The organism is Haematospirillum sp. H1815 (genome assembly GCF_012102705.1).
Lineage (GTDB): Bacteria > Pseudomonadota > Alphaproteobacteria > Rhodospirillales > Rhodospirillaceae > Haematospirillum.
On the sequence record NZ_JAAVTA010000019.1, the window covers coordinates 1 to 12,074 of the forward strand.

General features: G+C 52.9%; 12 protein-coding genes and 2 tRNA genes. 10 read left to right on the top strand and 4 right to left on the bottom strand.

Annotation, left to right across the window (positions count from 1 at the left end):
- Positions 1–76: 76 nt before the first annotated feature.
- Together HEQ60_RS10240 and HEQ60_RS10245 are read right to left on the bottom strand one after the other, a co-directional pair.
- Positions 77–1,159 (bottom strand): hypothetical protein, encoded by a 1,083-nt coding sequence (locus HEQ60_RS10240; RefSeq protein ID WP_168071586.1) that lies wholly within the window; start codon positions 1,157–1,159, stop codon positions 77–79.
- Positions 1,156–2,163, bottom strand: a complete 1,008-nt coding sequence (locus tag HEQ60_RS10245; protein WP_322099339.1) for a glycosyltransferase family 2 protein — start codon at positions 2,161–2,163, stop codon at positions 1,156–1,158. Before HEQ60_RS10245 ends, HEQ60_RS10240 begins: the two co-directional genes overlap by 4 nt.
- Before the next feature lie 119 nt (positions 2,164–2,282).
- Here HEQ60_RS10245 and HEQ60_RS10250 point away from each other — a divergent pair, with 119 nt between their 5' ends.
- The 8 genes from HEQ60_RS10250 (at position 2,283) to glk (ending at position 9,250) form a co-directional block, all read left to right on the top strand.
- The gene (locus tag HEQ60_RS10250) at positions 2,283–3,161 is read left to right on the top strand and encodes a ChbG/HpnK family deacetylase (protein ID WP_168071587.1); all 879 of its coding nucleotides are present in this window, start codon (positions 2,283–2,285) and stop codon (positions 3,159–3,161) included.
- 129 nt (positions 3,162–3,290) lie between these two features.
- Positions 3,291–4,631 carry a 30S ribosomal protein S12 methylthiotransferase RimO gene (gene rimO, locus HEQ60_RS10255; protein ID WP_168071588.1) on the top strand — a complete coding sequence of 447 codons (1,341 nt, stop codon included), beginning with the start codon at positions 3,291–3,293 and terminating at the stop codon, positions 4,629–4,631.
- Positions 4,632–4,741: 110 nt separating this feature from the next.
- A tRNA-Val gene (locus tag HEQ60_RS10260) sits at positions 4,742–4,816 on the top strand.
- 154 nt (positions 4,817–4,970) lie between these two features.
- A tRNA-Val gene (locus HEQ60_RS10265) sits at positions 4,971–5,045 on the top strand.
- Positions 5,046–5,139: 94 nt separating this feature from the next.
- Positions 5,140–6,057: an N-formylglutamate amidohydrolase gene (locus HEQ60_RS10270; RefSeq protein WP_168071589.1), complete on the top strand. Its 918-nt coding sequence runs from the start codon at positions 5,140–5,142 to the stop codon at positions 6,055–6,057.
- Between the two features lie 105 nt (positions 6,058–6,162).
- Entirely contained in the window at positions 6,163–6,954 is a 792-nt protein-coding gene (locus tag HEQ60_RS10275) for a substrate-binding periplasmic protein (RefSeq protein ID WP_168071590.1), read from the top strand.
- Positions 6,955–7,240: 286 nt separating this feature from the next.
- Positions 7,241–8,191 (top strand): transglycosylase SLT domain-containing protein, encoded by a 951-nt coding sequence (locus HEQ60_RS10280; RefSeq protein WP_168071591.1) that lies wholly within the window; start codon positions 7,241–7,243, stop codon positions 8,189–8,191.
- 36 nt (positions 8,192–8,227) lie between these two features.
- Complete coding sequence (gene glk / locus HEQ60_RS10285) at positions 8,228–9,250, top strand: glucokinase (RefSeq protein WP_168071592.1); 1,023 nt, start codon at positions 8,228–8,230, stop codon at positions 9,248–9,250.
- Here the strand turns inward: glk and HEQ60_RS10290 are convergent.
- A complete protein-coding gene (locus tag HEQ60_RS10290; protein ID WP_168071593.1) occupies positions 9,165–9,752 on the bottom strand; it encodes a YdcF family protein in 588 nt (195 codons plus the stop codon). The genes glk and HEQ60_RS10290 overlap by 86 nt on opposite strands.
- 163 nt (positions 9,753–9,915) lie before the next feature.
- Between HEQ60_RS10290 and HEQ60_RS10295 the strand changes: the two genes are divergently transcribed.
- Together HEQ60_RS10295 and HEQ60_RS10300 are read left to right on the top strand one after the other, a co-directional pair.
- Positions 9,916–10,776: a hypothetical protein gene (locus tag HEQ60_RS10295; RefSeq protein ID WP_168071594.1), complete on the top strand. Its 861-nt coding sequence runs from the start codon at positions 9,916–9,918 to the stop codon at positions 10,774–10,776.
- A 157-nt stretch (positions 10,777–10,933) separates the two neighbouring features.
- Entirely contained in the window at positions 10,934–11,830 is an 897-nt protein-coding gene (locus HEQ60_RS10300) for a calcium-binding protein (protein WP_168071595.1), read from the top strand.
- Between the two features lie 33 nt (positions 11,831–11,863).
- Here HEQ60_RS10300 and HEQ60_RS10305 read toward each other — a convergent pair.
- On the bottom strand, positions 11,864–12,074 hold a 211-nt coding region (locus HEQ60_RS10305; protein WP_209315513.1), incomplete at its 5' end, for a hypothetical protein.

Below are 12,074 nucleotides of genomic sequence, written 5' to 3' on the forward strand. Positions count from 1 at the left end.
GGGGCTTATGACTTCACCCTACCTTTGATGAGATACGGAGCAAGATATTGGCCTGTATAGCTTTTACTTGTTTTTGCTACCGTTTCTGGCGTTCCTGCTGCAACGACATGGCCTCCTCCTGAACCACAACAGGGACCCACAGAATAGATTGCCGCACCTGTACCAGGGTGTGCCAACGGATAGCAAACACCAGGACGCCACAAACAAGGCCGAGCAAAACAGGCTCCGCCATCTTGACCAGAAGGTAAATCGGCAGGTAGGTCCGTGGGACATCATCGACCTGATAAACAGTTCCGGCCACAATCGTATCGATCTCGAAAGAAAAGTTGGAAAACGCTTTTATTGCAAGCGGAACATGGTCGAACTCCTGCACTGACCACGGCCAGAAAAAAGCCATCAGTGCAAACGCAAGACACATTCCGGGAAAAAGGGAGCGGGCAGACCGGAACCAGAACAGAACCCTGTCCCTCCACAAACCGGAACACGAAACCCCGCAGACAAGGATAACCAACGCTGCATAGCAGACCAGCAGCCCGCCCCCAACTCGCAAACCCAAGGCCAACCCTGTAGACAGACCGAAACCAAGCCCCAGCGACAAGGGAACCTGCGGCAAGCAGGGTACAATACGCGTCAGGGTATAAACGCCCCAGATCATTGCCGTTGCAAAGGGAATATCCTTGGTGTGGGTAAACATAGCCCCTGACCACATCCCGCACAAGGCCAGCAGAACGATTGCCAACAAACCCATACGTGGCCCGTATAGATACGTTGCAAGACGCCCTGTACCAACCAGGCCAACCACACCAACCAGCCCCGACAGCAGGTGACGCAGATCCCAGATAGAGACAGATGGTACCAGCTTCAGCAGAGCAACCACGGGAAGATCAAATGCCCCCCCATAAAGATACAGGTTCCGATAGGAAAACAGGGAGGTATCTGTCAGGCCGGACGCATAATACCGCCACAGCATATCGCCGTACGTATGCTGCACCAGCTCGTCATTGCTGATTCCATGGCGCCGGAATGTCAGGACAACAAAGACAACCATGCCCCAATAAAAGAGAATGGAAAGACGGGACTCCCACGTCCTCTGCCTTTTGGTCGGTACACCGGTTGCCACACACCGGGTGTCAACATTGCATCCGCCATCCATCATCACCGGGCTACACCCCTGCCTGTACAGATCTTGTCTTCTTGTTCAACCTCCGTCTGCTCGGCTACCAGAAACAGGGGGCGACCCTTCACTTCACGGAAAATCCGCCCGATATACTCTCCCAATACCCCAAGACCTGTCAGTTGTACCCCGGACAGGAACAGGATTGATACCATCAACGATGTATATCCCGGCACATCAACCCCCTGAACAAGCGTACGGACAATAAGCCAGCTTCCGTAGAGCATGGACCCGGCAGCCAGCCCCAATCCCAGCAGGGACCAGACACGCAATGGCACAACCGAGAACGCAGTCAACCCATCAACCGCGTAGCGCAAAAGACGGAAGAAAGAAAATGTAGAGCACCCACCTGCCCTGGGCTCTGGGTCAAAAGGAACAAAGCCCTGCGTAAAGCCGACCCACCCTGTAATACCCTTCAGAAAGCGGTTGCGCTCGGGCAAACTGTTGACGGCTTGTACAACGCGCCGGTCGAACAGTCGAAAATCGCCGGCTCCTTCAGGAATCTCAACATTCGCAATACAGCGGAACACCTGATAAAAAAGACGGGATACCAAGCGGCGCAAAGCGGGGTCTGTGTCGCGGGAACGTCGCACCGCCGTAACCATACGGGCCCCGGCTTTCCAGCAGGCAAGCAATTCCGGTATCAACTCGGGGGGATGTTGCAGATCCGCGTCCATCAGCACAACAGCATCACCATACGCAGCCTGCAGGCCAGCTGCTACGGCAGCTTCCTTGCCAAAATTACGCGCCAGACGAATACCACGTACCCGGCTGTCTGCACGGGCCAACTCCCGGATTGTGGCGTAACTGCTATCGCGACTGCCATCATCCACCATGATAATCTCGTATCGTAGCAATCCGGCACGCTCCAAAACCTCTGCCAGACGGCAGGACAGAGGCATCAGGGATTCTGATTCGTTATAGACAGGGATGACAACGGAAAGGAGATATGCTGTTTGTTCTTCAGGACCACTCTGGACATCAGGCACGGCATCACCTTGGATCTTGGGTCAAAGAACGCATCGGGTACGGGCTTGATTGTGCCCGGAACGACAAGAAGCACCAAGGTCTCCGCTTCATCATGTCTGAGCGGTGACGGAGAATGATCATGAGCGAGACAGGACACAAAGCGCAAGAAGAACACTCCATCATTATTTGCGCGGACGACTACGGTCTCTCTCCTGGTGTCTGTGACGCCATAGAAAACTTGATAGAACGGGGCAGGGTAACCGCCACAAGCGCCATGACCGTTATGCCTGAATGGCCCAAAAGAGCACGAACACTGAAGGCATTAACGAAAGACTACCCCGTCGAGGTTGGCCTTCACCTGACCCTGACCGGCCCGTGGCGTCTGACAGCATTCTGTGGAACCGTCCCGGAATCCCTGCATGCCCTCTCCCATCGCGCCCTGACCCGACGCCTGGAAACTGTGCCGATTCGCGTTGAAATACGGGCCCAGCTTGATGCCTTTGAAGATGCCTGGGGCCAAGGCCCTGACTATATAGACGGCCATCAGCACATCCACTGCCTGCCGGTTATCTGCGACGAGCTCCTGCGTGAAGTCAAAAGCCGTTACGGAACACGACCATGGATCCGAAATTGCGCGGCACCATTGCATGAATGGAACCGTTACAACAGTTCTCCGGCAAAGGAAGCCTACCTGTCTGTTATTGGCCGTCGCATGGCTGCCAAGGCCAGAGCACTGGGATTTCGCATGAATGACAGTTTTCGCGGCCTGTATCCGTTTACAACACGCCGAAGCTACGAAAGCCTTTTTCACAAATTTCTTGCAAAACCAGCTGCAACGGCCCTTTTGCACTGTCACCCCGGCTGGGTGGATTCATCGCTCTGTGAACGGGATGCTCTGACTTGGCCACGGGAGCGGGAATTCGCTTGGTTTGCCTCCGCAGCCTGCCAGGAACTACTCGAACAGACTGGTATAAAGCCATCCTGCTTCCCGGGAGCCTTTGCTACAGACACGTTCTGATCTTGAAATTCCGGGCACAACCCTGTACCTCACGGCATCACCTGATACCGTCCCGACCGGATACGTGCCCTCTCCCGACATACCGGGAGGATGCATGACACAAGCCGGTCTTGTTTATGGAACACCTGCATGACCGGCACAGCCAAAATCCTCAAGCCTGCCCCGCGGATCGGACTGGTCAGCCTAGGCTGCCCAAAGGCCTTGGTTGATTCAGAACGAATCATGACACGCCTGCGTGCGGAAGGCTACGAACTGGCACCAACCAGCGAGGGGGCGGATGCGGTCATTGTCAACACCTGTGGGTTCCTGGATTCGGCCAAGGCCGAAAGCCTGGAGGCCATTGGCGATGCGCTGGCCGAAAATGGCAAGGTTATTGTCACCGGCTGCATGGGGAAGGATGAGAAGAGCATCCGTACTATTCATCCAAAGGTTCTGTCTGTTACAGGACCCCACCAGTACGAAGCTGTCATCAACGCCGTTCATAACGCGGTGCCCCCGCAGCATGAGCCTTTTGTCGACCTGGTTCCACCAGAGGGTATACGGCTGACACCCCGCCACTATGCCTATCTGAAGATCTCGGAGGGCTGCAATAACCGCTGTACCTTCTGCATTATCCCCTCTATCCGCGGGGATCTGGTTAGTCGACCGATGAACCGGGTTCTGGCTGAAGCAGAGAAACTGGTCAAGGCGGGCGTACGGGAACTGATGGTTATTTCACAGGATACCAGCGCTTATGGCGTTGACACCCGCTATGCCGACGTTGACTGGAAAGGGCAGACCCGTAAAAGCAACCTGCTTGAACTGACCAGTGCGCTGGGAGACATGGGGGTATGGGTGCGCCTGCACTATGTTTATCCCTATCCATCTGTTGATCATGTCATCCCACTGATGGCGCAAGGCAAAATACTGCCCTACCTGGATATTCCCTTCCAGCATGCCTCCCCGGGGATTCTCAAGGCCATGAAACGTCCCGCTAATAACGGGAAAGTTCTGGACCGGATCAAGGCTTGGCGCGACATCTGTCCCGAGCTGACTATTCGCTCGACATTCATTGTCGGCTTTCCCGGTGAAACGGAAGAAGACTTCGAGGATATGCTGGAATGGCTGGAACAGGCCCAGCTTGACCGGGTTGGCTGCTTCAAGTACGAGCCTGTTGAAGGTGCCGTAGCCAACGCCCTGCCGGACCCCGTGGACGAAGAGACCAAGGATGAGCGCTGGACCCGGTTTATGGAGCACCAGCGTCAGATCTCCGAGCAGCGTATGGCCCGCAAGATCGGAAGCCTGCAGCAGGTTATCATCGATGAAGTGGATGAAGATGGTGCCATCGGGCGATCGACCGGCGATGCACCGGACATTGACGGCAATGTTTTTCTTAACGGCGAAGTAGATCTGAAGGCCGGCGATATTGTCACAGCACGGATTGAGCACGCTGATGACTATGACCTGTGGGGTGAACTTGTCCGCAGTTGAAAGGAACACAATTGAGAGATAAAGGACTTGCAAGACGGTAAAAGGCCTTCTATAAGGTCCTCCTCCGCTCCTGAGGTTTTCCTGACAGGATCCTAAATAGAGCGGAAAAAGGGCGCGTAGCTCAGTGGTAGAGCACTGTGTTGACATCGCAGGGGTCGCAAGTTCAATCCTTGCCGCGCCCACCATCAAGGCCTCGACTGAAATGTCGGGGCCTTGTCTTTTTCCCGGAACCCTTTGCAACATTTCACAGATAAAGGTCTTGCCAGATGACAAAAGGGGCTTTATAAGCGCGTTCCTCGCTTCTGGTGGCAATAGCTGCACTGCAATATAACCAGAGAAGGGCGCGTAGCTCAGTGGTAGAGCACTGTGTTGACATCGCAGGGGTCGCAAGTTCAATCCTTGCCGCGCCCACCATCAAGGCCTCGACTGAAATGTCGGGGCTTTGCTCTATCAAGGGATCTTCGCAGGTATCTTGGCGAGAGAGGGACTGCTGGTGTAACCTGCGCTTATGAAAGCAGAACAGGACGATTGTGCACCAGGCACCCCCAACCTAGAGGCTGACAGACAGCCTCCCCCATCGTCTCCCTTTGCAATCATCAAACCGGACGCGCAAACACTGCCGCTCGTTCTGGCATCTCCCCACTCGGGGAACTATTACCCTCCCACGTTTCTCGCAATGTCACGGCTGAATCATCACGAAATCCGCCAATCAGAGGATTTCTATGTTCACGAGCTCTTTGCCGCGGCACCACGGCTGGGAGCTCCGATGATCCGGGCCACATTTCCCCGTGCGTACATCGACGTCAACCGCGAGCCATACGAACTGGACCCCGATATGTTTGATGGCCCCCTGCCCGCCCATATCAACACAACGTCTGTTCGTGTTGCCGCCGGCTTGGGAACCATTGCACGGATCGTTGCCAACAAGGCTCTCATCTACAAAACAAGACTACCGATTGAAGAAGCAGAACAACGGATCCAGCTTTTCTATCACCCATACCACGCCGCCTTGCAGAAGCTGATTGCCGATACGGTCGCTCTTTTTGGTCACTGTCTACTCCTAGATTGCCATTCCATGCCCTCAATGGCCGTATACGGGCCAAATAAAAAAGTTGGCTTTGTCTTGGGAGACGGGCACGGCAAGACATGCAATCGAACGTTCACGGATACAGCCCACCGTACACTGGCAAGAACCGGATGGAATACAACGCGTAATGCACCTTACGCTGGAGGGTATACAACCCGGCACTACAGTCAGCCCAAACTGGGCATTCATACCTTGCAAATAGAGATCAACAGGGCGCTTTACATGCAGGAAGATACGTACGCCAAGATTCCGGCATTTCACACGATAGCCGGATACATGGAAGACCTGATCCTTGCCCTGGGCCACAGCACACCGGCGCAAAAGATTGGATCCTGCTAAGAACGTCTGCTGCGCAGGTGCCATTGGAGACAAGATCGCTGCCATGCGCCGTCCAGACGTAGCGGGTACACACAACATCGGCTAGAATACGGCTCCGGAACCAACATGATGGAGACAGCCATGTTGCCACGCGCTACAGCCGTCTTCGCATGGCTTGGAATAGCCCTTTTTTCTCTTACCGCCCATGCGCAAAGCAAGGACATACAGTTTGGGCTGGCTGACAATGCGCCACTTGGTGGCGTCCACAACGGTCAGGCTGATGGGGTGTTCGGTATCGCCGGAACGCACATCCTGAAAACAATGGGTTATAATCCCACCGCCTTGCAACTTCCGTTCTCCCGTCTTTATGAAAGCATACACAGGGGGGCCATAGACATTGCCGGTAGCACAATGAAGACACCTGAGCGCAGTCTGCTCGCCCATTACACCATCCCTCTACTGACAGAATACAACGTCATCATTGTTCATAAGGGAGATGCCTTCCCCTTTGAGCATCTGAGCCAACTATCCGGGAAACGCCTTGGTGCCATTGCCGGCTTTGAATTCCCCACCCTCCATTCCGTTACGGATCTTACCTTGGAGCGGGTCCACAACGAGGAAGACAACATACGCAAGGTCGCGGCCAAGCGCCTGGATGGCGCAATTCTGTCATCCATACGAGGACTTCATACCTTGGAACGAAGTGGACTGGCCAACGAGGTTGAGCTCTTGCCTCTGTCCATAGGAAGGGTAGATCTGGGCTTTGCCCTGTCCAAAACGTTCTTCAACACGGAAGACGTAGACCGATTCAATCAGGCCATAACGGATCTGAAGCAATCACCGGAATGGGCCCGCATCTTGGATGAAACAGGTACCAAGTCTCTGATACATGATTGGCCCCTTGCGGCCATGCCATAAGCTCTCCCGCACAAAAAAAGGCCGCGACATATGAGATCGCGGCCTGAGTTCAGGGAGAAAACATCCACTACAGCAGCATCCCGCCTTACATCACAGACAGGTTGCTGCGACGCACAATGACACCATGCCTCATCAAGGATGGCAAGAAAGAAAGAGATCGCGCATAACGCGTATCCAAAATTGAAAAGTCTCCAACACTGCACTTCATTAGGCATATCCCATCCTACTGTGGCACAAACCTTGCTTTTAACTCTGGTATCTGATCCCTATGAACCAGAGATATAGCATGCGCACCCTATGCTTATCAGGCCTTCTCATAACCTTGCTGCTGGGAGCAGACAGAGCTGCGTTGGCATCTTCCCCGCCTCCGGCAGGCGCTGTATCACGTGGGCACTATGCACAAAACGCCTCTGATGTGTGTCGTCTTCATACGGAATACCACGAAGTGCGCCTGCGCTTACCCCAGAACATACTGACAGCCCTGTCTCATGTAGAATCCGGACGCTGGGATACAGCTAGGCAGGAAAAAATTGCCTGGCCCTGGACCGTTATGGCCGAGGGGAACGGCAGATATTTCAGGACAAAGGCCGAAGCCATACGAGAAGTGCGTACCCTGCAATCAAGGGGCGTACGCAATATTGATGTCGGGTGCATGCAAATTAACCTCAAGCATCATCCCAACGCGTTCAGAACCCTTGAAGATGCCTTTGATCCCGCACGGAACGTGGCCTATGCCGCTGATTTCCTGACCCGCCTGCACAGTGAAACCGGGTCATGGGCCAAGGCTGCAACACGTTATCACTCCGCCACCCCCGTTCGCGCAACACGCTATGGCGGACTTCTGACCCGGGCATGGTCCAAACTGAACAATCAGTCACGTGCAAATACAAGGCAATGGCATAAAGAGACAAGACGCCACCTGGCGCTTCCATCTCCTGTGAAACGTATGATATACCCCTACCCACAGATGAAGGCCATTGGCCTGAGAAATACAAAAACGGAGAGTATCCATGCCAGGGAGAGATATAGTCGCAGGAATGCAAATGACTTTGCAGAAAACTGGCGGAGTCATAGACTGACAGAATACCTTGGCAGTCGCCGCGCATCGGCTACACTCGGATCAAATGCAGGTGCACCCCCTGCGCCGGACGTCGATGAAAAGCGCGAAACCGCTCCGCCGGACGCATCCATTTCGGCCCCTGTGGCTTTCGGAAGGATTGAGATCGCGGAGCGTTGAGACAATAGGTTCAACCGTAGCCCGGTCTTCATTCTCATGAAAAATTCTTCACATCCTGCTTGCACCACAGATGCCCCTATTGTTGGCCTGATCGCCGATGTTGGTGGAACAAACGTACGCCTTGCCTTTGCCCATGCTGACAACAGCTGGTCCGGAGAACGGGTCTACCGGTGTGAGGGATACTCTAATCCAACTGAAATTGTCCGCACCTTCCAGAGAGATACAGGCGTACCCTTGCCCCCCCATATTGCGCTGTGCGTTGCAGGCCCGATTACGGGTGATGATGCCGCATTCACAAACTTGGGATGGCATTTCTCTATTGAAGCCATGCGACGTGACTTGGGCATTGAGACCCTCAATGTCGTCAATGATTTCGTTGCAAACGCATTGGCTTGCCCACGGCTTCCCTCCAGTTCCCTGGTACAGATAGGTCAGGGCGCAACAGCCCGGACTGGCTATCCCATCGCTGCAATCGGGCCTGGCACGGGCCTTGGTACGGCTACGCTGGTACCCGACAACAAGGGAGGCTGGATTCCCGTCGCGTCAGAAGGAGGCCACGTCACACTGGCAGCCTCGAACCAAAGGGAATGGGATATTATTTGCCATCTTCGCCAACGCAGCTCTCATGTGTCAGGTGAAAGTACAGTGTGCGGCAGTGGCCTGGAATCTTTGTTCCGTGCAATACGCGATCTGGATGGCTTGGAGCCCTTGAACCTGTCTGCATCCGAAATTGCAGCCAGAGCCTTGGGAGAAAGAGACCCATGTTGCCGTGAGGCCTTGGAAATTATGTGCGCTATGCTGGGCACCCTTGCCGGAAACCTGGCACTTACAACGGGGGCTTTGGGAGGGGTTTACGTTCTTGGCGGTATACTCCCCCGGATGGTCGATTTTCTTCAGGAATCCGAGTTCCGGAACCGCTTTGAAAACAAAGGGCGACTGTCGTCTTGGGTCCGGGACATCCCGACTTGGCTGGTTACCCATCCGTTTCCCGCGTTTCCCGGTTTGATCGGTCTTCTTCCAGAGCAGAAGTTTCAACCTGAGACCATTGGCTCCATGTAACAGGGCCAAACCTGAACGCATATAAACTATCTGCCAAGAAAGCAGGAATTTCCCGTATAGCAGAACGCCACCAGCTCAATCTGGTGGCGTCGCTTTTTGACGGCTGGAAACCGATACCCCACCTTTGCCCATACCCCAGAAGACGCAATAACATCCACAAGCGAGGAATATGCCAGACGTCGCTTACCAGAATAACCTTGGAGGGCATCATGTCTGCGAGAAAAGGTAGGCTTAACTGTATGTTTTCACGGCTGTTCCTGGATTTTTCTTCTTGCACAATCTGGTGCACAGGCAATCCTTTTTCAACCAAAAGGGAAGACATGATAGCGGATTCCGGCACAGAACTCCCCACAGCACCACCAGACAGGATCACCGCAGAAACCTTCCCTTCTCTCCACAGATCGTAAACCGCCTCCACTCTTCGATATAAAGCACGGGACGGCGTCCCGTCGGGATAAACCCGTGCCCCGGCAACCAAGGCAACGGCGCTTCCTGATTTCATATGCATACCAGAAGATGGTTGGCCGGATGTCAATGAAACCTTTCTCCCGCGATGAATGTGGGGCATGGACAAGTTACCAATTTCCTTCCAAGATCATTGAAGCATAGAGAAATGTCTACAATCCTGCCGCAAAGCGCCACAACGTAAAGAGACTCGGGAACCAATGGCTGCTGTTATTTCCGGCATAACGCTCTACCGCGAAAAGAGCACTGTTCACCGGTTTGACTTCTCCGGTGAACACAGGGATGAAGATGCCATATTCCAGGTCCGTTCCAACCGGGTGTCATTAGTTCTGAAGTCTGGTCCTGTCACAGAACATGTGATTATACGTGGCCAAAATATACCAACAACGCTGCGAATGACGGCGCTTGTGGTTGAGCAATTCAATCGTAATCCTGCCCTGTTCACAGAGGACCACACAACCAGCTTTGACTGGGCTGAACACTGGAAAAGCCGTGTTTCAAGCTACGAACGCCAGTTTATGGAAGAATCATGGATATCCATTTACCATGAAGGCGGCACACTGTTCAGTACCAATCCATCGGCACATATTGATGAAATAGAGCGCATTGCCTTGGGCGGGGATATTAATGACAGTCACATCAAGAAGGTTTCCCAGTCCATCGTCGGGGCTATCGAAGATGTTGTCACCCAACATGACAGCCAGACGGCTGTCGTCTTCACCCCATTCAAGGAATACCATCGCGCCGCTATTCTGGAGCGAAGGGGTGGACGCACGGGATCATTTGCAACATCGGCCTATCATCCACCCAAACCCGGCAGGCCTGTTCGGTACTCCGGATTCATCAACTTTTGCGCAGATGCCATCGAGGCTCTGAACCTCAAGGTATTCTTGGAGCGCGTCAAGCAAATGGTTGAGGAAAATAAGTCATACAGCGGTGCCATCACAGCCGTTCAGGTTGCAGCCGCTATGGCTAGAAAGCGTGACCTGATGCAATTTATCCAATCATACGAACGTGCTAATAAAGTGGTCTATAGACCAGAGAGGCCCGAATTCGTCTAAACAAGCACACAGAAAGACTGCCAAGATTTTTCAATGTGTACATATTAGAAAATGTATCCCTAAATGCAGCAACTTTTACTTGTAAGCGTCACAGTCTATCCGGAATGATAAATCAGTTAGCGGCACCAAAAGCCGCACTGGATCAGGAGGAAAAACCGTGCAAGCTATTTTCACAACAGGCACAACCAAAGACGAAGTCTTCTCGCCGGAATATGGCGCAAACTTTATCAACGGTAATGGCGGAACTGATCGCGTTGACTACTCCGCACTCAAGGACCCTATAACAGTAAAGCTCCATGATGGATCAGAGCCATCCATCGTGTATGTCGGAACAGAGCCTCGTGATGTACTGACAGATATAGATGATATTACAGGTGGCATTGGTGCCGACCATCTCATTGGCAATACCCAAACAAACAAATTCAATGGAGGCCCAGGGCAGGACACCTTGGACGGAGGGCAAGGGCTTGATTTTGCAGAGTATACCGGAAGATCTCTCCCCATTGCGGTTAAGCTCTCACTAGAGAGCCCGTCGATTGTTTATGTAAATGGAATAGCTGAAGATACCTTGGTCAATATCGAAAATATAATTGGGGGATCAGGCAACGATCATCTTGTTGGAACCGATGATTACAACCTTCTGCTCGGGGGAGATGGTGACGACATTCTTGAAGGTAAGGGATTTGTTGATGCTCTTTCAGGGGGTGCAGGCGCTGACACCTATGTTTACAGATCATTCCTGGATTCAACGCCAGAGCAGCAAGACTGGGTAGCAGACTTCAACAGAACAGAGGGCGACCGCTTTGAGATGTCTCGTATGGATGCGAACATCAACCAGACAGGGCACCAAGCGCTGACCTTCAGCGGAAATCAAGCACAACCTCATTCCGTATGGTACGAATGCGAGAGATTTACTCCTTTTGCAAATAATAAAATTGACGGCTATTATGTTATAAACATTTATGCCGACGTTGATGGTGATACATCGGAAGACTTCGCAGTCACTGCTTATTCCCCATCCCCACTTATTATCCCTAATGATTTCATTTTCTGACCCCCCCTATCTCCTATTTTATTTTTATTAATTTCATCCTGTATATTTTTCTGCAGAGAGTCCGCCATACCCAAGTATGGCGGCTCTTTTTTTGGTCTGCATCGCTTTTTCTGAAGGGATGTGCAGATTTATACGTCCAGTATCGGTCATTTTGATGCACTTTATTTCCTTTGCCTCCCGGCTGTTCCAGGCGAATTCTGTCATTGAGTTATCGTCTTTGTTGCGGTATAGCCTACACAAAATA